Source organism: Vibrio sp. 811, assembly GCF_033339195.1.
This window is the reverse complement of sequence record NZ_JAWOUB010000013.1, coordinates 59516-80729: the sequence shown is the minus strand read 5'-3', so window position 1 is coordinate 80729 and position 21214 is coordinate 59516. Positions and strand designations below refer to the sequence as shown.

The window sequence follows — 21214 nt, the reverse complement described above, 5'->3', positions numbered from 1 at the left end:
CATTGATCGAGAAAGATGGCGTTTTACATCAATAATAAGAGAAGGTAACGCTTACTTAATCAGCCCTACTTCTTTGTAGTATTTGAGCGCACCTGGGTGAAGAGGCGCAGATAAACCGTCTTTTACCATTTCCTCTTTCTTCAAGTTTGCAAACGCTGGGTGGAGACGGCGGAAATCATCGAAGTTTTCAAATACCGCTTTAACCACGTTATAAACCACATCTTCTGGTACCGCAGTAGAAGAAACAAACGTCGCGCCCACACCAAAGGTTTGAACATCACTATCTGTGCCACGATACATACCACCCGGGACATTTGCGACACGATAGAAGCTGTTGTCTGCAACCAGTTTTTCTACATTAGGTCCAGCTACCGTTACGATATTACTATCACACGACGTAGTGGCTTCTTTAATCGCTCCACTTGGGTGACCAACGGTATAAATCATCGCATCAATTTTGTTATCACAAAGTGCTTTTGATTGCTCTGCTGCTTTTAACTCAGAGACAAGCTTAAAGTCGTCGTTACTCCAACCATACTGGTTCATTAGCACTTCCATAGTACCTCGCTGACCAGAACCAGGATTACCAATGTTAACGCGCTTACCTTTCAAATCATCAAAAGTTTTGATGTTCGCGTCTTTACGTGCAACGACAGTAAACGGTTCTGGATGAACGGAGAATACGGCGCGTAGCTCTTTAAAAGGCCCGCTTTCTTCAAACTTACTGGTTCCTTTGTAAGCATGATACTGCCAGTCTGATTGCGCGATACCGAGGTCCAATTCACCAGCACGAATAGTGTTGATGTTATAAATCGACCCCCCAGTACTTTCTACCGAACAACGGATACCGTGATCTTCTCGCGATTTGTTAACCAAGCGACAAATAGCGCCACCAGTCGGATAATAAACCCCTGTTACGCCACCGGTACCAATAGTGACAAACGTTTCCTCCGCAGACGCAGAAAAGCCTGTTGTGAGTGCCGCTAAAGAAGCAGCAAGTGCGATTTGCTTAAACTTAAACATTGAACATCCCTTTTACCTGTGTTGATGACCGTTTAAGTATAGCAACCGTTAACAATTTGATAACGTTTGAGTTCTCATCCTTGGAGGTTGATTTATAGATATATACTTTTTTATCAACTTAACCTGCTGATAAATAGCGTTTATACTTTTATCCCATAAAAAAAGCGTTGTATAAACAACGCCTTGTAGTTAGTGAAACGGATGGTTACACCGTTGGGACTGACGCTCGCCACGCTTGGTTCTGGCTATCTGAGATAGATCGGAACAAGTCACGTAGCTCTTTCAATAAGCCTTCTTGGAAACCAATGTTTTCATCGGCTTTCTGTTTGGCTGCTTGTGCGCGAGTCGCTTGTACTTCATCATCTTTGCTGCGCGCTTGCGCTTTGGTTTGCTCTACATTCGATGCTGAGTTTGCCATCTGGCCCAAAGCTTGAAGAATCGCGTTCTTTGCTTGGTTTGAGCTCATCAACTTATCGAACTTACGGCCACCACTTGTCAGCTGCGCTGTCGTGTCTGCGATATTGTCTTTCGCTAGTGAGTGCGCACGCTTAACCTGATCTTGCTGAGTTTTAGACAAGCTATTGTTATTTAATAACTCTTCTGCTTGATCGAAGCCAGCTTTTTGCGTTTTCAGTACATTATTGCTCGCCATTTCATTCTTGATTTCTTTCCCTGCTTTGAAAGAACCAAGGGCACCAATAATTGCGGTAGCACCCGCTAATACACCCGAAACGACTGCCATCGCGATCATTGCGCTTGCCGAGTTGTTGAGTTCTGCCGCTTGGCTTTCTAAACTCGCGACGTTTGCTTCAACAGCAATTTCACGTTGTAGCACTTGCTGCTCACGGCTCAGCTTTGATACTTGATACAACAATGTTAATAGCGTCAACGATTGTGATACCGCATCTGATGGTGACTTGATCACCTCCTCACCGTTAAGTGCTTTCATCGTTGTGCTCATTAATGAGCTCACCGTCGGCGCAAGAGCACTCATTAAGTTTGCAACAACTTGAGCTTGATTACTCACTGTAGGAGCTTTAGGTGTCTCTAACTGGTAGCGTGCTGCACCAGAAACACCTGACTCACTTTGGCTTTTAACGGCGCCCGCTTCAAGCTTTGTTTCCGGCGCTTTTTCTGCTTTGTTGGTTTTAATGGTGTCGCCTAAACCGTATAGTTCACCACGACCCGTTCCGCCTACTTTATCTAGCATAATAAACTCCTTATACCGTTGCAGGACGGCTTAACACCGTTTGCATAGTTTCACTTTTCGCTTGAATCATTTGCATGATGAGGCTCATCAGCTCTTGGAAGTCTTCCATCAACTTACCAATCTCTTCTTTGAGCTTATCAATGACAGCCTGGCTTAACGTCATTTTGGCTCGAAGGTCTGTGATATCAGCCTGAATCTCTGTCACGTGAGCATTGTTAGCAGCGTGGACACTGTCCGTTGCGCCTTTACCCACGTTGACGGCAAGATCGACGGTTTCTGCGCCATAACGAATCGCTTTCGCTGTTGTTGTCGCAGCTTTTGTGCCCATATCCGCCACTTTCGCCATGTTTGCAGCGGCTTTCGTAGCGATTTCCGTGACCTTTTGAGCTACCTTACCAGCACCTTTCGCTGCAAGTTTCGCGATACCGCCAGCTGCTGCACCACCAAACGTCACAACAGCTCCGATAACCGCGACGGCGATTTCTAATGCCATTACGACTTTGTTTAGCACATCGACATTTATGCCCGCTTCTTTTAGCGCATCTTGAACGGCTGGCTCTTGCAGCGCCATGCTCACTGCTCCCATAACGCCACCAGCGATCATAAGTGCACCGGCTGCTGCACCAACACCCGTTGCCACCATTACGGCACCAACAACAATAGAAACCACCGCACTGATCCAACCAAAGATCTTCGCTGCTAAGCCTGATTTTTGGGCTTCTTTTGCAGCGGCTTCCGATTCTTTGATTTTGTCTTGGTTTTCCACCATCTCTTTTTCGTGCTTAGCTTTTGCGACCTTCACTTCCTGAATTTTCAGCTCGTTTTGAGCACTTTTCAGTTTATCCGTGATAGCAGCAAGCTCTACTTCAAAATCATCAGCAGATCCTGCGATGATTTTGACGGCAATCGAACCTGTTTGGTCTGCAACTGCATGGAGAGATTTTGCAATGGTATCGACGATCTTTTGCAGCTGTGCCATGGCTTTTAGCGTCAAATCATTCACTTTGTCACTAACAGCTGCGTTAGGTGCATCTAACTGAACTTTTACTTTTCCGGTGTTCAGTACATCTGCATCTTTACTCTTCACGTTTTCTACCGTCACAGAAGGCGTCGCTGTAGACGCCGTTTTCTGCACGTTATCTAACGTGGCTTGGCCAGATTCAGGGCTATAAACCTGTGTCTGGATGCGGTCAAGTGCAATAGAACTCATAGTCTAATTACTCCTTTTTATTTCTCACCGCTTCTAACATGATGCCTGCACGCTCATGCAAATCTGCATATTGTGATTTTCCGGCAGACATCTCCTTCGCGCTGTAAAACCCACTCTCTGCTTCTGTCAGTTGTTCCAGTTTCAGGTGACATTCAGCAGAGTGAAAAGGTGGGCGTGGATCATTTACGTCCACTAGCGCTGCGTAGCTGTAGGCGTCTATTGCCTGCAGATACTCACCCAACTCCTGACGAGCCGCGCCAAGGCCAATGAAAAATCGCGCCTGATAATGATCAAGCATGCTGAGTAATTGAAATACTTTCGCTGCTTGCTCAATCTTTCCCGATTGGAAAAAGTTGTAACCTACGGCATAAATATGTTCGATGGTGTCCTGAGACACATCGTGCAACATTTTTAGTGTGCCTCCCTCTTCCAGAAAAGACAGCAGCTCTTCTGCTTGCATTTGGGATGGATCGGTCGCGTTTGTTTTAGTCATGGTTGGTTATCCTTAAATGGCTCGTAGGATTTCTTGTAAAATACTGTGGTACTTCTGAACAAACTTGTTCATCGCTTCAACGGTCGAGTTGTATTGAGAACTGGTGTCGTTCAGCTCAGTGGTTTTGATTTGCACTTCATCGTTAAGCAACTTGGATTTAGCACTGACAGAACTAGAAAAATTAGACAGTTTTTTCGACTTCTCTTCGTCTTGGTACGACGCACCATCACCGATAGTAATACCTTGTGTTTGAAGGAAGTCTCGATGGTTTGTTATCTTATTATCCGTCAAATACTTGTACTCAAGTGAAGCTTCAAAATCCGTTTGATTACTATAGTTAAAGTCACTCGCTTTGAAGTTACTTTCTGGATATCCCGGCTTATAAACCCCATCAACACTTTGCGTAGAGTGAATTTTTGATTGCACAACACCAAAAACTTTAAGCTGTATTGTGAGATCCTCTAATGCCTCTTTCTGGTCATTACGTTTCTCTAAACGGTTAACACGACGCTCATTTAGTGCAAGCAGCACTTGCTCATCAAAACGGTCTCCAATGCTGGACTCAACAACGGCCAACAAATCACGAGCCGTTAGAGAGTGCTCTGCTCTCACCTCGCGATCCGCTTTCTCTTTGTCGGTGATATTGAGTAGACGCTCTTTCAATGCCCCTAAGTTTTTGCGCAATGCCTCGTATCGCTCAGTAAATGAAGCCCCGGTAGATTCACCTTTTACTATTTTTTCAAACTGTAATCGGATATCTCGTTCGGTGTTTTCTTTGATCAAATTAACTTGAGCTGCCGTTATTTGTGTCTTTTGGACATCGGCTATCGCGCTGTCCTGGTAAAAGTCATCGATTTCTATATTTGTTAAACTCACCGCGAAGTTGGCGAACAGACTAGAAAGGGTCAAAGGCTCAGTTCCACCAATGACAGTATTAAGTGCTGCTTTTAGATTGTTCGTTCCACTCGCCTCACCATAAGCTGCGCTATATTGGCCTTTCACTTGAGCGGCCATTTCATCTAACGCTTCTTTAAGCTGCTGTTTAGAAATACCAGGAGTCCAGGTAATTCTGCTAGCTAGCGCACTTGCGTCATCGGTGCTTAAAGTAATACCAATGCCTTGAAAACTACTTTTTAATTGAGCTGAGACTTGAAGGGCGAAACTCTCTTTAGTCAACAGAAAGTCCGAGCTCTTCAGTTGCGCGAGATTAACGGAACCTAAGCTACTAAAGGCATTGCGAAGAAAAGAAATAGAAGCATCTCTCACTTCACGGGAGCCCATTTGATTAGCAAGCTCTGCAACAAAAAGAGAAATTTCTTTGGTGGCATTAGCCAGTTCTGTCTCAGAGAGGTTGGCGATCTGCTCCGCTTGGTTACTCTGAGTGCCCAAATTAAATTGACTAACAAACTCAGTAGATAACGAGCTATCTACGTTTTCCGTCAGTAACTTACTAAACCAAGCCTGAAACTGATTTGATAGCGTTTGGTTTGTTTGAGCATTAAACTCGGCTGCGGTTAATTCGCCATCTGAGTTAGCACTTTGTAGCGACTTTATCCAAACAGATGCGGTGTCGGTCAATGATATACCAGCAAACGCGTTATTTTTCGCTTTTAGGTTTTCAAGCGTATCAACATAAAGCGCGATGCTTTGTGATTCCGTTTGTCCCGAGATAGTTGGCAATGAAGAGATTAGAGAGGCAAGTTGCTGAGTCTCAGCTTCACCCAGTACAGGGGTAAATGCCTCTATCAAGTTTTGTTGGAAAGTGGGTAATGGTGCACTACTCGCAGCTGTGTCTGTTGCTCCTGTCGTAGAGCCAGTCGTTTTCATATTCGTCATTTCCAAACCTCTAAATCATCATGCCGCGCATCACTGTGGGACGCTTTCTGCGTTTACCTGACGTACCTTGTAGCTGAGTTTGTTGTTGCCGGCGGCGCTGGACTTCGTCTATTAGCTCTTGCTCTGCACGTTTCATGGTATCTACTGGCGCTTTTATGCCGCCAAGTAAAACATCCCCCGCAACAGGACCAACACCTAAGCCTTCCAATAGCTCGTTAAAAATATCGGTTCTGTCTTCAGCTTTTCTAATGGCAAGCTCAGCGTTCTCAATCGCATCGGTAAACGGTTGCTTCATCTTGATTCCTATCTTAAAGCGGGTCATCTCATCGGTGCTGTCAGTAACAGTCGTGAGTTTTTACTTTTTCAACTTTTTCAAAGGTCTATAATCTGCTAGGCGTAAACAGTACCAGTCGTCTAGCTCATCATGGCTTGCACCGCATGCTTTTAGATAGAACTGTGCCAATCGCTGGCTGCTCATGTTGCTACCACGTAACACATCGACATTGCCGCGAATGACCCAATCGGAGGGATAAAGTTGAATGGCATGTTCAGCCAAGAGAAATAAGCCGGCAAAGGGGTTACTCAACCCCAATTTTGGACGAACGCGTTTCAGAAGAACGATGATGATTTCACCGTCCTCCACCCGAAAAACGAGCTCTAAGCCTTCAACTTCAATTCGATAACCAAGTTGAATTTCACTTTGTTGCCAAAAGTATGGCGTCACTTCGATCCCCGCTTGCGCCAGCGAGAGTATTAGTTTTGTTTTCATTACATCCCCACCCTTCCAAGTGGCTGAATATTGATTTGCTGGGTTAGTTCTTGAAATGACAAAACGGGCAGATCGTAGTATTCCGATTCAATAAGCTTTCGCACATATCGGCGTACATCCATAGACACAACTAGCACAGGTTTGTTCGGCATGCGGCTTAAGTCACCAATGGTCTGTTTCACATCACTGACAAATTGTTGCGTTACTGACGGATCTAACGCCAAGTAACTCCCTGCTGAGGTTTGACGAATACCGCTGCGTATTGTGTCTTCGAGATTTTGATCCAATAAGTAAGCGGGCAACATGTTTTGTCCGCTCGCGTATTTGTAGCAAATGTAACGTTTTAAGCTAGAACGAATGTACTCCGTCAGCTGTACAACATCTTTCTCTTTTTGGCCCCACTCAACCATCGCTTCCAAGATCACGCGAAGGTTTCGGATAGAAATGTCTTCAGAAACCAAGCGTTGCAAGATTTCCGTCATTTTTTGCAACGGAACAATACGCTGGGCCTCTTTGACTAGCTCCGAATAACTGCCTTCCATCTGCTCCAACAGATAACGCGTCTCCTGAATACCAATAAAGTCTTGTGCGTACTCCTTGAGAACATGAGACAAGTGGTACGTTAAAATCCTGTCGGGTGTGAGAAAACCGACATGACTGGCTACGAGTTTTTGCTCATAACTCTGTGCCACCCAAATGCTAGAAATACCGGGTAGAAAATCTTCATCTTGCTCATAAGGCACGCCTAATAAGTCGATCTGCTCATTCCCTTCTGTCACCAAGAGTTGGTCTTTTACAATTCGTCCTCGTGCAACCGGAACTTCTTGTAACTGAATTAAATATTCGCCATTTTGCATCCCCTCGTTAAAACGCAGGTGGATACCCGGGAAAGGCACGCCGAGGTCGAGATATAGTGCGCGCCTCACCCTTGCTAGCTCTTCATTTAATGCGACCGCTTCCAAGCTTTCCTGAAGGCTCGCGTCAAGATCAATCAACAACGGGACCGTCATGGCGAACTCTTCTTGCTCACCTAACTTACCTTTGCTGTTTCTAGAAGGCGTGGGTTTGCTTGGCTTCGCTGCTGGCGAACCGGCCCCTTGCGAAACAAAGCTTGATAAGTCGGTGCTATCTGATTCAGCTTGTTTTTTCTGTTGATAGAAAAGGAAGAAACCACCACCACCAACCACGGCGGCCAAGACCAGAAAAGTGATTTTTGGAAACCCAGGGATGAGTGCGAACAGCACCAAAAGCACACCACCAATAAGAAGCGCACGTGGCTGAGCAATCACCTGCCCACCAATATCCGATCCAAGATCAGAAGAGTCTTCATGAGAAACACGCGTCACGATAATACCGGCGGTAATCGCGATAAAGAGTGCCGGGATCTGCGATACCAAACCATCGCCAACGGTCAAAATCGCAAACAACTCAAGTGCTTCAGAAGCACTCATGCCTTTTTGCGTTACCCCGATCGTGACACCACCTAAGATGTTGACCACAATGATGACCAGACCCGCAATGGAGTCGCCTTTAACGAACTTCATCGCGCCATCCATCGAGCCATACATTTGGCTTTCTTTTTCAATCAGTGATCGTCGGTGCCTAGCTTCGTGTACGTCAATTACTCCGGCACGCATGTCACCGTCAATACTCATCTGCTTACCAGGCATCGCATCGAGTGAGAAGCGCGCACTAACTTCTGCTACCCTCTCTGAGCCTTTGGTGATCACCATAAACTGAACAATGGTAATGATCAGGAACACAACGATACCGACCACTAAGTTACCGCCCACAACGAAGTTACCGAATGTATAAACGATTTGACCAGCATCGCCTTGTAGCAAGATCAAGCGGGTTGTCGTGATAGATAAAGACAGACGAAACAATGTCGTGATCAATAGCACCGCAGGAAATGCAGAGAACTCAAGTGGCGTGGTGATGTAAATCGCTAACATAAGCAGCACCACCGCAATGCTCATGTTGGTGCCAATCAGCACATCCACCAGTGCGGTAGGAAGTGGCAATATCATCATAAAGACGATCGCGAGTAACATCACCGCAAGCATGATGTCTTTGCGTTGCCCTACTTTGTTTAGAATATCGATCAACTTATTCATGTGATTCACTATTTAAAGATTGCAGATAGCGTCGGTGCGCTTGGCGTGCCCCATCGACGTCATTTTGTTTCCAACGCGCTTGGCTTAAACAAAACCAGAGTCCTGCCGAGTCAGGATGAAGGTCGGATTTTAATAAGTGCTCACACACCTCAATCGCCCGGGTATATCGACCACTTTGTAAACACGCCACAGCAAGTGTTTGCATCGCCTCTTTGTGCTGCGGTTCTACTTCTAGAACCGCATCGAGAATAGAAATGGCATGCTCTGGCTTTTGGTATTGAACTTGTAGCGCAGCGTGAACAAGTAAGAGTTCAATGTCTTTGGATCTCAACATGTTGGTTAGACCTGAATAAGGAGATTGAGCGCCATAGTGAGGTAACGCTGATCAAGTTGTGTACTTTGTAGCGTTTCAGATGCTTTGATAAAAGAAGCGGAGCCTGAGTCCTGTGCAAGAACTTGCAGCTGAGCCAACGTTTCATCAAATTGTTGACGGTATTTTTCTGGACGCAACAACTCTGAATGCAGCAGCTTGGGCTTAGTTAACGCGATGAGATATTGGTCTGAAGGCCGGAGGTCATAGAGCTTCTCTAAATGTGTAGCGACCGCCTGCCCATCAGGAAGCAATTGAAATCGTTCTGGGAAATCGGCCTTAACTTCACTATGAGTAACATGCGTAAAGGCTTCGATGCCTACGTTTAAAGTGCTGACTCGAGTCATGAGCCTGCCACATCGTTATGCAGACGAGCCAAAAGCGTAAACGCTTGCTCTAAGGTCGGAAGTGTTACTTCTTCTCCTTTTAGCCTTGCTGAAAAAACCAGAGTTTGTTCATCTAACAAGCCGGTTTTAATTTCGAAAGGCCAGCCTTGATCGGCATGACACAAACACAGTGCACTTTGAATCATGTCACTGGTTTGATGCCAAGATAACGCTCGAGACAACATCAAGAATAACTGCTCACCCTGTCGCTCAATATGCAGCGTACCACTTTGCTCAAAATCCAGCTGCACCCGTCCAGCTGATGAGAAATCGACGGCATCGAGCCCCATTCCTCGGCAAAATTCATCGACGGATGCATCAATCCAACTCATCTTCCCACGCTTTCTCTTCTTCTATATCAATGGCTTCGTCTAGCGCCTTTTGTACCGCTTGGATTAAATTCTGTCGTTGTTCTTCATCGGCGAATACGTCAATTGGGATTGCGCGAACTAACTTATGGAACTCTCGAAAAAAATCGATTTTTTGTTCTACCGCCGTCAATTCCATTGCGTTGGCGACTTTCCATATCTCATCACTGCTTACCCATCGCTGCTCTACCAACGCAATCACATCAGCCATCAAATTAGAAACTTGATAAGCCATAATTCGTCCTTTCCGGTTTAAACATTTGGAACAGCTGACTCACACGATCTTGCAACGTATTTAGAGTTTTGAGTTTTTGCATATCGGACATCAACCACTTCAACTTAACCGAATCGATACTGCTACCTTGAACACTAAGATCTGCACTCATGCCTTGCAGCATAAAGTCAACAGCGGTCGATACCTCCTGCTCACCAAAGCGCGCCACAACATCTTGATAAGCCGCGCCGAGCCCTTGATAACTATGAACGGTATCGCGGTAGAAGCCGCGCAGCTGATGCAAAGAGCTAAACTCTTGCTCTTGGCTGTATTCATCAGCAAAATTTGAGACACGGATTTCCGTATCAATTTGAGACCATGTATCTGGGTTTTGCTCGATTCTTAGAAGTGCTTGGTCAATCAGCGCTAGTAGGTGTTTACTTTCTGGACTCGCACTCAAAAACTTTTTAACGGCTTTTAGGGCGAGGTATTGATGGCTTTTCTCCTCGGAAAACCCATTCAAGTAGGCTTGTAATTGCGCGATGGTCGAGATATTTCCTCCCGCCATTTTTGTAGCCAAATCTTTGATCTTTTGATTCTTTTCAAGATCAGGGACTTTTCTTAAATAGTCCGAAACGAGTTCATGTGCTTCATTAACTCGAACACCACTGTCTTTCACTTTGCGCTTGGTCAGATCTTTCTCTGCTTTTTCGGAACCGAGTGAAGTGAGTTCTTCCATCGCATCAAAAAGTGATTGTGTGGCATTGTGAACACGGACGGTTTCACCGCGATAATTGCCTTTTTGTGAAACGTCGGGGCGAGACGATTCCAACCCGTTTTGGATAGACGCATCAAACTTTGGATTTGTTGCGATATGATTGTTGATAATACTCATTCACTTGCACTCCTTCCGCACAATACAGGCGAATTATAGGAAGTGCGCTTTGTTGAAGCTGTCAAAATCAGACGTGTTTTTTTAGTGCACTTTCAGTTTTCTAAAAACTCCCGACTGATATTCACTATAAATTGATTCTTATACTTTCTATCCTCTCAGCATCAATCATTGCGCATATTTTTACCTTGAACGATTTCTCATACATCACTGATATCCAACAATCTGCGATTAAACACACGCGTTTGATCCAAATTCGCGGGCGCGTTACACAAGTCACCGGCACCATTATTAAAGCTGTCGTCCCTGGCGTTCGTGTAGGTGAACTGTGTGAGTTGCGTAATCCCGATCAAACTCTGTCTTTGTTAGCGGAAGTGGTTGGCTTCCAGCAGCATCACGCTTTGCTCACTCCGTTAGGAAATATGTTTGGGATTTCCTCAAATACAGAAGTAAGCCCAATGGGTAAAATGCACGAAGTGGGTGTTGGCGACCACCTGTTAGGTACAACGCTTGACGGGCTTGGACGTCCTTTCGACGGTACGCAGAGTCAGGAACCAAGTGCTTGGTATCCTGTTTATCGCGATGCGCCACCACCAATGCAACGTAAACTAATTGAAAAGCCAATCTCTCTTGGCGTTCGATCCATTGATGGGCTACTGACCTGTGGTGAAGGTCAGCGCATGGGTATTTTTGCAGCGGCCGGCGGGGGTAAAAGTACCCTACTGGCAAAACTGATTCGCTCCGCAGAAGTTGACGTGACCGTTCTCGCCTTAATTGGTGAACGCGGACGCGAAGTGCGCGAGTTTATTGAGCATGACCTAGGCGAAGAAGGAATGGCCAAATCGGTTTTAGTGGTCGCTACCTCTGATCGTCCAGCAATGGAGCGCGCCAAAGCCGCTTTTGTTGCCACTTCTATCGCAGAATATTTTCGTGACCAAGGTAAACGCGTGCTACTGCTGATGGATTCTGTAACGCGTTTCGCCCGCGCACAGAGGGAGATTGGACTAGCCGCAGGCGAGCCACCAACACGACGTGGCTATCCGCCTTCCGTTTTCGCCGCTTTGCCAAAGCTGATGGAACGAGCTGGACAATCAGACAAAGGATCAATTACAGCACTGTACACCGTGTTGGTGGAAGGTGACGACATGACAGAGCCTGTCGCGGATGAAACTCGCTCCATTTTAGATGGGCACATCATTCTCTCGCGTAAACTTGCCGCAATGAACCATTACCCTGCGATTGATGTACTTCGGTCAGCAAGCCGAGTGATGAATCAAATCGTTGAATCCGATCATCAGGCGTCTGCTGCTCATATTCGCGAAATGTTAGCTAAGTATGAAGAAGTTGAACTGCTAATCAAAATTGGCGAATACCAACATGGCGCAGATAGTCGAGCGGATTTGGCCATTGCACAAAGTGATGATATACGCGCCTTTTTACGCCAAGGCACTCATGAACCAAGCGATCTTGATGGCGCTATCGCTCAACTTAAAGGGATGGCGAAACAATGATAGAACGCTTATTAGAAATCAAAAAAATTCGCGCTGAACGTGCGGATAAAGCCGTCAAGCGTCAAGAATACCGAGTGTCAAACGCCGCAGCACAGGTTCAAAAGGCCGAACGTTCTGTCGCGGACTATCACGTTTGGCGCCAGGAAGAAGAAGAGCGACGTTTTGCTAAAGCAAAACAACAAACGCTCGTTCTCAAAGAGCTAGAAACATTAAGACAAGAAGTCGCGTTGTTAAGAGAGAGAGAAGCCGAACTTAAACAACGTGTGGCCGAGTCAAAAAAAGCGCTTGAAATCGAACGCTCGGCACTTAAAGAAAAGCAAAAAGAGGCGCGACAAGCCCATAAAACCAAAGAAAAATTCGTTCAGTTGCAGCAACAAGAAGTCGCGGAAAAATCGCGAGAAAGGCAATACCAAGAAGAACTCGAACAGGAAGAGTTTCGCACTGTCGACATTATCTAAAGGTTCACTATGCGCATTACCCCAACAACTGAAACATCGAATACGCTGCACAAATCAACGCCAGAACAAGCACCTCTCGAGAAGGAGGCCGAGCTTCAATCACAATTCGAGCATGCAATGACGAAGAAGCCTAGCAAGGGAAAGGAGTCTATCGTTGCGAATCCCCAAAAGAATCATACTGGCGAAGAAGACATACCGCTAAGGCATAAGACATCTCAAGGTCTAGATAAGAAACATAACCTATCGAACCAAGAAGCCAACGCTGACAAAAACATCTCCACTTTAAAAGGTAAAAGTGACGTCGTCACTAAGAGAGACGTAGAGAAATCGAAAGACGACGCAGCAAATAGCGAAGAAATAATTAGTGAAAACAATAAATTGCTTAAACATGATGGAAAAAGCGATGGCGACACAGTTCTAAGCTCCCCTTCTACCGAGCGTGTTGATTCTCACTTTCAAGCTCAAGCTCATTTGAAAGATGATAAACCGACGCCGATGGATAAACATACCTCACCGGATTGTCTCTCTACGCTTGAATCTGGCTTGCTCCCCCAAAGTGCGACAGCGACAGAGCTCGCCCAAGATGGGATTAACATTGTTGGCTTAACGAAAAAGCAAACTGAAACAGCGCACAATAAGCGTGCAACTCCGCCGCTACAGAATACAGGCAAACGATCAGACCAAACTGATGGCCTGCCTGAAACCAAGCCCCTTGAAAAAATCGAGACGAAAAGCGCACTAGTCGCCGTGAAAACGGATGAAGAAAAAGTACCTTCTCAACCCTTTGCAAGTGCGGTAACACAAGGCGATGTCATCCTAAAAAGTGTTGCTTCGCAGGCTCAACCAAGCCCAACGCGAGACGTAAACCAATTACTCCAGCAATTGGTGGACAAAATCTATGTTGCTCTGCCAACCGCATCGGACAACAAAGAGGTTCGGCTGTTTCTAAGTGAAGGACAATTAAAAGGTGGCGAAATCCACATCAAGTTGGACGCTCAAGGGTATAGCGTGACGATTCGACAAGAGCATGCCCTTTCCATTATTAGCCAGCAAGCTAGACAAGATCTTGCTGAACGGCTAAACCGATTCTGCGGTGAGCAGCCACTTCGCTTAGCGATCAGCGAGCAAACTCAACAGCTCGATCAACAACAACATGAACAACAACACTCACGCCAACAACGCAGCGTGTATGAAGAATGGCAAGCGGAGAATGACCTATGACGCCGTTAATAATACCCAAAGTGGATGCAGAAAGTATCGCGCTTAGCAATCAACTTTGTGCAAAACAGTGCCACTTCCAAGGGACTGATGGTCAGAGCGTATCGATTACTGTTGCTCAAATCCCTTCATTTGAAGGGTTCCGTTTAACCACGTTGATCGGAGGGCAAACCCTACAAGTAGACTTTTCTCGTGCGCAGCTCCAACATTGGCTGAAATCGACCTTAAATGCTACTGCGTTTGAGTCCCTACCTAACTCCCTCCAGTTAGCACTTTTGAGCTCACAGATAGAACCGCATAGTGAGGCAATCAAAGCGCTATTTGGTCAGTTACCCATTCTTAGTCAACTACAGCCGTTAGAGGCGAGCCTGGCCCAAGAGCATACTTTAATGTTAACCCTCAATAAGCCTAACGGCTCTCTTTGTTTGTGGGTTAGCGAAGGATCAAACGTGTTGTTGGATGCGCTACCAAACAGCGCTGCTCTACAAGCTCGACACCTCGCTTTACCTGTGTGGTTAAGTCTTGGAAGGACCCATTTAACGTTAAGCGAATTTAATTCGCTCGAGCTGGGAGATGTCATCTTTTTTGACGATGGTTACATCGCCAAGCAACAAGCCATTTTTCAAGTATCTAACCAGAATCTCTGGCGCTGCCAGCTAGATGACCAAACTCTTCACATTATTGAAAAAGAAACCAATATGAATGACGTAAACACTTCAGAAATGTTAACCGACCACCAGCAACTGCCTGTGGAACTCACGTTTGATATCGGCCATCAAACCATCACGCTAGAGCAGCTTAACCAGCTTCAGCCAGGGTACGTATTCGAGCTAAACCAGCCTGTATCTAAGCCGGTAACATTGCGTGCCAACGGCAAAATCATTGGTGAGTGTGAACTGGTTAATGTTAACGAACATTTAGGTGTGCGCGTAGTGGAGCTGTTCGGTGGCACGCAGGAGCCAGCATGATCCAGTTACCTGACGAGCTCAATCTCATTGTCAGCTTAGCACTGCTGGCACTGATCCCATTTATTGCGATGATGGCGACGTCGTTTGTAAAACTCGCCGTTGTATTCTCACTGCTGCGTAACGCTCTCGGTGTACAGCAAATTCCGCCGAATATGGCGCTTTACGGATTGGCTATCATTCTGTCAATTTTCATCATGGCTCCCGTCGGGTTTGAAACCTACGACTACGTAAAGCAGCATGATATCTCCCTTGAAGATTCTGCAAGTGTAGAAGGCCTCATTGAAAGCGGTTTACAGCCTTATCGAGAATTTTTGAAAAAGCATATTCGGGAAACCGAAGCCATATTCTTCACTGATGCTGCACGCACATTGTGGCCACAGAAGTACGTAGACCGTTTAGAGTCGGACAGTTTATTGCTCTTACTGCCCGCATTTACCGTCAGCGAGCTTACTCGCGCTTTTGAAATTGGCTTTCTGTTGTACTTACCGTTCATCGCTATTGACCTAATTGTGTCGAATATCCTACTCGCGATGGGGATGATGATGGTATCGCCAATGACGATTTCCCTCCCCTTCAAATTGTTGCTTTTTGTCTTGCTTGACGGCTGGACAAAGCTCACCCACGGCTTAGTGTTGAGTTACGGTTAATCACGGAGAAAGTATGCATTCTGCTGAAATCATTCATTTCACGACTCAAGCATTAACCCTAGTGTTGTACTTGTCATTACCGCCGATTTTAGTCGCAGCATTGGTTGGTACATTGGTGTCGCTTATTCAGGCGTTAACTCAGGTCCAAGAACAAACGTTAGGCTTTGTGGTCAAGCTTATCGCGGTCATTATTACGCTGTTCGTCACAACGCAATGGCTAGGGGCAGAGCTCCACGCCTTCGCCTCGCTTGCTATGGATAAAATTCCTCAAATACGATGAGTTATCACGACTTACACCAGACTTTATTTTTGTACAGCCTGACGTTACCTCGGTTAATGGCGTGCTTCATCTTTTTGCCTATTTTGAGCAAGCAAATGCTAGGCGGCACCATGGTGAGAAATGGTGTGCTTTGCTCACTCGCGCTGTTTATATTTCCGATGATTAATCAGCAAAGCTTGCCCGCAGAAACCGACGGCATTTGGCTGATAATGATTTTGGGTAAGGAGGTATTAATTGGGCTATTGATAGGGTTTGTTGCTGCTATCCCTTTTTGGGCGATAGAAGCGGCCGGTTTTCTGGTCGACAACCAACGTGGGGCTGCCATGGCAAGTATGTTTAACCCAACGCTAGGCTCACAATCCACACCAACAGCGGTATTACTGACCCAAACGTTGATTACCCTGTTCTTCTCTGGCGGGGGCTTTGTCACTTTTATCTATGCGTTATTCAAAAGCTATACATCTTGGCCGATCGTGGACTTTTTCCCAACCGTTAGCGACGCATGGGTGAGCTTCTTCTACGCGCAATTTGAACAGCTTATGTGGCTTGGTGTGTTGATGTCCGCTCCACTAGTGTTGGCAATGTTTCTTGCTGAGTTTGGTCTGGCGCTTATCAGTCGTTTTGCACCGCAATTGAATGTTTTTTTCCTTGCCATGCCAATAAAAAGTGCCATCGCGAGTGTTTTACTGATCGTGTATCTCGGAATTATGATGGATCACTTTGAAGTACAGTTTTACGGCATTACCCGATTCGCAGAACAACTCAATACCATTTGGCAATAACGCTTAGGATTCTTTATGAGTGCAGAAAAAACAGAGCAACCCACCGCAAAAAAGTTACGCGATGCTCGACAGAAAGGTCAGGTTGCCAAAAGCCAAGAAATCGTATCGTCTGCATTAATTTTGGCGCTCATAATTGTACTGTTTGCGTTCGCCGATTATTACATGTCGCACATCTCAGCGCTTATTCTCCTACCAAGTAAGCTTGCTTATCAGGGTTTCCAAGATGCGCTAGTCGATGTCGCTATCGCCATCGCAAAAGAAATTGCCTATCTACTCGCTCCGATTATTCTGGTTGCTGCACTCGTCGCCATCTTTTCCAATATGGGGCAGTTCGGATTCCTATTTAGTGGTGAATCCGTTAAACCCGACATCAAAAAGATCAATCCCGTCGAAGGGGCCAAACGCATTTTTTCCCTTAAGAGTGTGATTGAGTTTATCAAGTCGATCCTTAAAGTCTCTCTTCTTTCCTGCATTATCTGGGTGACATTACGCGGTAACATCAACGCTTTAATGCAAATTCCAACTTGTGGGCTAGAATGTGTCCCGACCATTACTGGCGTCATGATTAAACAATTAATGATTATCTCTTCGGTAGGCTTCATCGTCATCGCTGCCGCAGATTTTGCGTACCAGAAATTTGATCACACGAAAAAGCTCAAAATGAGCAAGGACGAAGTGAAACGCGAATACAAAGAGATGGAAGGCAGTCCAGAAATAAAAAGCAAACGTCGTCAGTTGCACCAAGAGCTACAAGCCTCCAATCAACGCGAAAACGTTAAACGTTCTAATGTATTAGTTACAAACCCAACACATATCGCGGTTGGCCTTTATTACAAGAAAGGCGAAACGCCCCTGCCCGTCATCACTTTGATGGAAACCGATGCGGTAGCCAAACGTATGGTCGCAATCGCTAAAGAGGAAGGCGTGCCTGTGATGCAAAAAGTCCCTCTTGCTCGTGCACTATACGCCGACGGTAACGTCGACCAGTACATCCCAAGCGATCTTATTGAGGCAACTGCGGAAGTGCTTCGTTGGTTGGCTTCGTTAGAGTCCGAGGCGGACTAACAAACCACATCCCATTCAAGATCTGGGCTTACAACTGCCCAGCTTTCAACCTCGATACTTTCAACGCTATAATGCGGTATCCTTTAACTGTATGTTGTTTTTATGAAATCTAGCTTAAGCATTCGCTCCTACACGAAACGTATGAGCCGACATACTCATAGTGATTATCATCAACTCGTGCTTCCTCTCCAGGGCAACATACAGATTGATATGGATAGTTATGTCGGAAAGGTGGCGGTTGGCGACTGCATAGTCATCCCCAAAAGTTGTGCTCACGGTTTTAATGCCGAAGAGTCATCACGCTTTATTGTTGCGGATATGACCACTTTGCCCACTCATTTGATGGATAGTAGTGTGGCTGTGTTTTCGATTAGCCCGCCTCTACTGAGCTTTATCCAGTTTGTCGAAAAGCAACTTGAGTATCAGGTTAATGATGAAATTGAAAACTCAATGGTTGCAACCTTCTATCTGTTGCTGGAGCAGCAAAAGCGGTCTCGCTCCGTGGATTCGCGTATTCGAGATGTACAGGCTGTGATCGCCGAGCAGCTTGATCAGCCACTCACCATTGCCTCATTAGCGAATGCCGCTTGCTTGAGTCCGACGCAGTTTAAAAAGCTTTTTAAAGAGCAATTAAAAGTAAGCGTCCATAAGTACATTACACTACAACGTATGGAAAAAGCCAAAGCACTATTGACTCATACAGACCTTCCAGTTCAGTTGATAGCTGAACGAGTTGGCTATAGTGACCTTTCCGCGTTTAGTCGACGGTTTTCAATGCATTTTGGCATGTCTCCTAGAGAGTTTTCCCGATAGTCACTAAAATAGTCTTCTGGAACAAGTATTCCGTCTTTTCAGCACAAAAACCTCTATCGCTTTCTTTTATTCTTTCTACCCTAAAACAGCCATTCACTAGGTAGAAATTACAGTGTTAAAAAAACATTTCACCGACTATCAATTAGGAACTTTATCCATACTTTTTGCTTCAACCCTGTGGGGAACGACGGGCACCGCTGCCAGCTTGGCACCGGATGTCAGTGCTCTCGCCATTGGCGCATTTTCTATGGGTATTGGTGGATTTATGCAAGCATGTCTGTCTGCGAAGTCACTGAAGAGAGATTTTCGAAAAGTCGTACATAAGAAGAAAACGTTACTGGTTAGTATTATCGCCTTAGCCACCTACCCACTGGCTTTTTATTCATCAATGCGATTCGCCGGTGTGGCTATTGGTACGGTTGTTTCTATCTCCACTGCACCTTTCTTTTCTGCTTTGTTAGAGTGTCTCTTTAGCCGAAATCAGACCATAACCAAGCGCTGGATGATGAGTTTCGCAATCGGGGTCATTGGCATTACCTTGTTGCTGGCTTCTGAGTCATCCGCAAATAGCTTATTTGATCAGGATATGAAGCATTGGGGTGTATTACTTGGCCTATTGGCAGGTCTGACGTACGCCATTTACTCATGGGGAGTAAAGGCTATGATTGACCACGGCATTGAATCGCAAACGGCCATGGGAAGTGTTTTTGGTATTGGTGGAGTTTTGCTTCTACCAACACTTTTCATCACGGGTGATAATCTATTTGCATCGTCAACTAATACGACGGTCATGCTCTACATGGCCTTGATTCCAATGGGGTTAGGTTACGTCGCTTTTGGGTTTGGGTTACGATTTGTTACAGCCAGTGGAGCTAGCATACTCACGCTATTTGAACCTGTTATCGCAGCAGCACTAGCAGTTGCGATTGTTGGGGAAGAAATTTCTTTCATTGGTTGGGTTGGTATAACGTTGACACTTGTGTGTTTGTTTCTTCAGTCGAAAAGTTAAATTCAACCGATATTAGCCAGCCCCAAAAAGGAACGCTGACGGTAGATAAAGTAAGGAGCAGCACCTACTCCCTACTTTACCATTTGAAATTACACCCAGCCTTCTGCCAAGTACATCAATCGCAATTGACTTGGTGAGCCTAATTTTTCTAGCGCATCTAACTGGACGTCACTCAGGTTTGGGCATTTATCAAGATAAACCCGTCCGTTTGCTGCATCTAGGGGGAGCTTGTAGGTGAGCTTTTCGTTGATTTTACTTGCTTCCCCTTTATCAATCGCTCGAACAGCTGGCATGAGCCAATCCCAATCTTCTCCTAACAGTTTTTTAAATGCCCCGTTAGCAATAGACTCGGTTTTACTTGGTGCATCCTCTGGGCTTAGCTTCAAGATAGAGTCTACGTCAGGGACCAAGTGCTCACTTGGTTCTGAACCCAACATCTTTTTCAGTGTTAATCGAGCGGCTTCCATCTCTTGTGCCTCTTTAGGCGCTTGAGGAGAAGTCATTGCAGTATCCTCCTTAGGGCCAAGGTACGCCATTAATGCGCGGACAGAAGCCGGATCTTGCATACTGAAGGTAAAGTCTCCTTTTGCATTGGAAACTTCAAGTCTAGGTAAAACACCAGACATTTCGCCTTGCATAAGTTGCTCTTTTACTTCCGTATTTAACCCGTATGCCCCAGCTTGGTTCGCCACAAAGCCACCGCCGCTCATGATAGCAGTCGTTGCCGCAGAACCGATTGCCTCTTTTGCTATCGGTGTGACGCCCACCGTTGCTACAGAGCTAACACCGAACGTGCCCAGGCTCCCCGTCGCCATACCTAACGTAGCTCCAATGCCACCTTCAGCCGACAGTATCGCATGACCTTGAGCCAAGGTTTGCTGCATCGGCATAGAAAGACGTTGATCTCGCCCTGGCAGCTGTGAAATTTGTTCTAACTGATGATGGTAAGCCTCAGCATCACCATTTACGGCCGCTTTGTGCAGCTCTCGACCTGTAGAAATCAATAAGCCAACGCCAGGTAATGCCAAGTTAATAACGGCGTTCACACCAGAACCTTTTAGCTTTTCTTTGCCCATCTGTAACAGTTCAGCAGCGAAGCCATCCATTTTTCCTGGATACTGGGCTTCTAAACTCACCTGCATACGCGGATCTTTGCTGATCGCATCAAACGTATTTTTAAGCTGCTGGTACGTATCGCTGCTCACTTTTATTTCATCCAATAGGCTGACAACTTCTAAGACTTTACGCTCAGTAAGTGGCTCACCGCGATAGCCTGAAGGACTCACTAGGGAGTAAGCCAACAGCGCAACCTCAGGTTTTTCTTGCTTAAGTAGCGCCTGCTTTAAATCAAGGTGAGTTTTGATGTTTTCTTGGAAAAACTTAGTGTATTTGCTTCTCAATACGCCTTCGTGAATAGAAGCAAACTTATGACCTTTGTGGAATGTGGAAGGTTCTTTTACTTCACCTCTTTTACTGATCACTCGGTCATCTTTTTGCGCAGCAACTGCACGAAACTGTTCTAGATCAGGTACTGGGCTTTGGCTGATTTTTTGTGTTGTATTAACCATTTTTCTC

At 45.7% G+C, this 21214-nt stretch carries 24 protein-coding genes; 10 read left to right on the top strand and 14 right to left on the bottom strand.

Annotated features, from left to right (window positions below; genetic code table 11):
- Positions 1-51 precede the first annotated feature (51 nt).
- The 13 genes from R7Q46_RS17785 to sctW all read right to left on the bottom strand — a co-directional run bounded on the left by R7Q46_RS17785 (position 52) and on the right by sctW (position 10891).
- Positions 52-1023, bottom strand: a complete 972-nt coding sequence (locus R7Q46_RS17785) for a TAXI family TRAP transporter solute-binding subunit (protein ID WP_005388171.1) — start codon at positions 1021-1023, stop codon at positions 52-54.
- 205 nt (positions 1024-1228) lie between these two features.
- Positions 1229-2233, bottom strand: coding sequence for a type III secretion system translocon subunit VopD (gene vopD, locus R7Q46_RS17780; RefSeq protein WP_005377262.1), 1005 nt, complete (start codon positions 2231-2233; stop codon positions 1229-1231).
- A gap of 10 nt (positions 2234-2243) precedes the next feature.
- The gene (vopB, locus tag R7Q46_RS17775) at positions 2244-3443 is read right to left on the bottom strand and encodes a type III secretion system translocon subunit VopB (protein ID WP_054866172.1); all 1200 of its coding nucleotides are present in this window, start codon (positions 3441-3443) and stop codon (positions 2244-2246) included.
- Positions 3444-3450: 7 nt separating this feature from the next.
- Positions 3451-3936: a SycD/LcrH family type III secretion system chaperone VcrH gene (vcrH, locus tag R7Q46_RS17770; protein WP_005377258.1), complete on the bottom strand. Its 486-nt coding sequence runs from the start codon at positions 3934-3936 to the stop codon at positions 3451-3453.
- Positions 3937-3948: 12 nt separating this feature from the next.
- Positions 3949-5772 (bottom strand): virulence-associated V antigen, encoded by a 1824-nt coding sequence (locus R7Q46_RS17765; protein WP_318077666.1) that lies wholly within the window; start codon positions 5770-5772, stop codon positions 3949-3951.
- A gap of 10 nt (positions 5773-5782) precedes the next feature.
- Positions 5783-6067, bottom strand: coding sequence for an LcrG family type III secretion system chaperone (locus R7Q46_RS17760; RefSeq protein ID WP_005377254.1), 285 nt, complete (start codon positions 6065-6067; stop codon positions 5783-5785).
- Between the two features lie 60 nt (positions 6068-6127).
- Positions 6128-6541: an LcrR family type III secretion system chaperone gene (locus R7Q46_RS17755; RefSeq protein WP_053304394.1), complete on the bottom strand. Its 414-nt coding sequence runs from the start codon at positions 6539-6541 to the stop codon at positions 6128-6130.
- A complete protein-coding gene (gene vcrD, locus R7Q46_RS17750; RefSeq protein ID WP_086013006.1) occupies positions 6541-8667 on the bottom strand; it encodes a SctV family type III secretion system export apparatus subunit VcrD in 2127 nt (708 codons plus the stop codon). The genes R7Q46_RS17755 and vcrD overlap by 1 nt, the downstream gene beginning before the upstream one ends.
- Positions 8651-8992: a type III secretion system chaperone VscY gene (vscY, locus tag R7Q46_RS17745; protein WP_171343278.1), complete on the bottom strand. Its 342-nt coding sequence runs from the start codon at positions 8990-8992 to the stop codon at positions 8651-8653. The genes vcrD and vscY overlap by 17 nt, the downstream gene beginning before the upstream one ends.
- Positions 8993-8997: 5 nt before the next feature.
- Positions 8998-9375: a type III secretion system protein VscX gene (vscX, locus tag R7Q46_RS17740; RefSeq protein ID WP_005377246.1), complete on the bottom strand. Its 378-nt coding sequence runs from the start codon at positions 9373-9375 to the stop codon at positions 8998-9000.
- Positions 9372-9746 carry a type III secretion chaperone SycN gene (gene sycN / locus R7Q46_RS17735; RefSeq protein WP_005388159.1) on the bottom strand — a complete coding sequence of 125 codons (375 nt, stop codon included), beginning with the start codon at positions 9744-9746 and terminating at the stop codon, positions 9372-9374. The genes vscX and sycN overlap by 4 nt, the downstream gene beginning before the upstream one ends.
- Positions 9733-10017, bottom strand: a complete 285-nt coding sequence (locus tag R7Q46_RS17730; RefSeq protein ID WP_318077664.1) for a TyeA family type III secretion system gatekeeper subunit — start codon at positions 10015-10017, stop codon at positions 9733-9735. Before R7Q46_RS17730 ends, sycN begins: the two co-directional genes overlap by 14 nt.
- Positions 9998-10891 (bottom strand): type III secretion system gatekeeper subunit SctW, encoded by an 894-nt coding sequence (gene sctW, locus R7Q46_RS17725; RefSeq protein WP_064376729.1) that lies wholly within the window; start codon positions 10889-10891, stop codon positions 9998-10000. Before sctW ends, R7Q46_RS17730 begins: the two co-directional genes overlap by 20 nt.
- Positions 10892-11076: 185 nt before the next feature.
- Between sctW and vscN the strand changes: the two genes are divergently transcribed.
- The 10 genes from vscN (at position 11077) to R7Q46_RS17675 (ending at position 19639) form a co-directional block, all read left to right on the top strand.
- Entirely contained in the window at positions 11077-12399 is a 1323-nt protein-coding gene (gene vscN / locus R7Q46_RS17720; RefSeq protein ID WP_047102695.1) for a SctN family type III secretion system ATPase VscN, read from the top strand.
- Positions 12396-12857: a type III secretion protein gene (locus tag R7Q46_RS17715; RefSeq protein ID WP_047102696.1), complete on the top strand. Its 462-nt coding sequence runs from the start codon at positions 12396-12398 to the stop codon at positions 12855-12857. The genes vscN and R7Q46_RS17715 overlap by 4 nt, the downstream gene beginning before the upstream one ends.
- A gap of 9 nt (positions 12858-12866) precedes the next feature.
- The gene (locus tag R7Q46_RS17710; RefSeq protein ID WP_262657830.1) at positions 12867-14078 is read left to right on the top strand and encodes a type III secretion system needle length determinant; all 1212 of its coding nucleotides are present in this window, start codon (positions 12867-12869) and stop codon (positions 14076-14078) included.
- On the top strand, positions 14075-15043 hold the full coding sequence (vscQ, locus tag R7Q46_RS17705; RefSeq protein WP_262657828.1) for a SctQ family type III secretion system cytoplasmic ring protein VscQ: 969 nt from the start codon (positions 14075-14077) through the stop codon (positions 15041-15043). Before R7Q46_RS17710 ends, vscQ begins: the two co-directional genes overlap by 4 nt.
- Positions 15040-15690, top strand: coding sequence for a SctR family type III secretion system export apparatus subunit VscR (gene vscR / locus R7Q46_RS17700; protein ID WP_005377232.1), 651 nt, complete (start codon positions 15040-15042; stop codon positions 15688-15690). Before vscQ ends, vscR begins: the two co-directional genes overlap by 4 nt.
- A gap of 13 nt (positions 15691-15703) precedes the next feature.
- A complete protein-coding gene (gene vscS, locus R7Q46_RS17695; RefSeq protein WP_005377227.1) occupies positions 15704-15970 on the top strand; it encodes a SctS family type III secretion system export apparatus subunit VscS in 267 nt (88 codons plus the stop codon).
- On the top strand, positions 15967-16752 hold the full coding sequence (gene sctT, locus R7Q46_RS17690; RefSeq protein WP_248486633.1) for a type III secretion system export apparatus subunit SctT: 786 nt from the start codon (positions 15967-15969) through the stop codon (positions 16750-16752). The genes vscS and sctT overlap by 4 nt, the downstream gene beginning before the upstream one ends.
- Before the next feature lie 15 nt (positions 16753-16767).
- Positions 16768-17817: a SctU family type III secretion system export apparatus subunit VscU gene (gene vscU, locus R7Q46_RS17685; RefSeq protein ID WP_005387129.1), complete on the top strand. Its 1050-nt coding sequence runs from the start codon at positions 16768-16770 to the stop codon at positions 17815-17817.
- Between the two features lie 102 nt (positions 17818-17919).
- Positions 17920-18630, top strand: coding sequence for a helix-turn-helix domain-containing protein (locus tag R7Q46_RS17680; protein WP_213967044.1), 711 nt, complete (start codon positions 17920-17922; stop codon positions 18628-18630).
- Between the two features lie 106 nt (positions 18631-18736).
- Complete coding sequence (locus tag R7Q46_RS17675) at positions 18737-19639, top strand: DMT family transporter (RefSeq protein WP_373920823.1); 903 nt, start codon at positions 18737-18739, stop codon at positions 19637-19639.
- Positions 19640-19728: 89 nt separating this feature from the next.
- Here the strand turns inward: R7Q46_RS17675 and R7Q46_RS17670 are convergent, their stop codons facing one another.
- On the bottom strand, positions 19729-21207 hold the full coding sequence (locus R7Q46_RS17670) for a CesT family type III secretion system chaperone (RefSeq protein WP_318077663.1): 1479 nt from the start codon (positions 21205-21207) through the stop codon (positions 19729-19731).
- Positions 21208-21214: the final 7 nt, after the last annotated feature.

Coding starts and splice junctions, on each gene's coding strand:
- R7Q46_RS17785 (WP_005388171.1), bottom strand. CDS start 1,023: ATGTTTAAGTTTAAGCAAATCGCACTTGCTGCTTCTTTAGCGGCACTC.
- vopD (WP_005377262.1), bottom strand. CDS start 2,233: ATGCTAGATAAAGTAGGCGGAACGGGTCGTGGTGAACTATACGGTTTA.
- vopB (WP_054866172.1), bottom strand. CDS start 3,443: ATGAGTTCTATTGCACTTGACCGCATCCAGACACAGGTTTATAGCCCT.
- vcrH (WP_005377258.1), bottom strand. CDS start 3,936: ATGACTAAAACAAACGCGACCGATCCATCCCAAATGCAAGCAGAAGAG.
- R7Q46_RS17765 (WP_318077666.1), bottom strand. CDS start 5,772: ATGACGAATATGAAAACGACTGGCTCTACGACAGGAGCAACAGACACA.
- R7Q46_RS17760 (WP_005377254.1), bottom strand. CDS start 6,067: ATGAAGCAACCGTTTACCGATGCGATTGAGAACGCTGAGCTTGCCATT.
- R7Q46_RS17755 (WP_053304394.1), bottom strand. CDS start 6,541: ATGAAAACAAAACTAATACTCTCGCTGGCGCAAGCGGGGATCGAAGTG.
- vscY (WP_171343278.1), bottom strand. CDS start 8,992: ATGTTGAGATCCAAAGACATTGAACTCTTACTTGTTCACGCTGCGCTA.
- vscX (WP_005377246.1), bottom strand. CDS start 9,375: ATGACTCGAGTCAGCACTTTAAACGTAGGCATCGAAGCCTTTACGCAT.
- sycN (WP_005388159.1), bottom strand. CDS start 9,746: ATGAGTTGGATTGATGCATCCGTCGATGAATTTTGCCGAGGAATGGGG.
- R7Q46_RS17730 (WP_318077664.1), bottom strand. CDS start 10,017: ATGGCTTATCAAGTTTCTAATTTGATGGCTGATGTGATTGCGTTGGTA.
- sctW (WP_064376729.1), bottom strand. CDS start 10,891: ATGAGTATTATCAACAATCATATCGCAACAAATCCAAAGTTTGATGCG.
- R7Q46_RS17715 (WP_047102696.1), top strand. CDS start 12,396: ATGATAGAACGCTTATTAGAAATCAAAAAAATTCGCGCTGAACGTGCG.
- R7Q46_RS17710 (WP_262657830.1), top strand. CDS start 12,867: ATGCGCATTACCCCAACAACTGAAACATCGAATACGCTGCACAAATCA.
- vscQ (WP_262657828.1), top strand. CDS start 14,075: ATGACGCCGTTAATAATACCCAAAGTGGATGCAGAAAGTATCGCGCTT.
- vscR (WP_005377232.1), top strand. CDS start 15,040: ATGATCCAGTTACCTGACGAGCTCAATCTCATTGTCAGCTTAGCACTG.
- vscS (WP_005377227.1), top strand. CDS start 15,704: ATGCATTCTGCTGAAATCATTCATTTCACGACTCAAGCATTAACCCTA.
- sctT (WP_248486633.1), top strand. CDS start 15,967: ATGAGTTATCACGACTTACACCAGACTTTATTTTTGTACAGCCTGACG.
- vscU (WP_005387129.1), top strand. CDS start 16,768: ATGAGTGCAGAAAAAACAGAGCAACCCACCGCAAAAAAGTTACGCGAT.
- R7Q46_RS17680 (WP_213967044.1), top strand. CDS start 17,920: ATGAAATCTAGCTTAAGCATTCGCTCCTACACGAAACGTATGAGCCGA.
- R7Q46_RS17670 (WP_318077663.1), bottom strand. CDS start 21,207: ATGGTTAATACAACACAAAAAATCAGCCAAAGCCCAGTACCTGATCTA.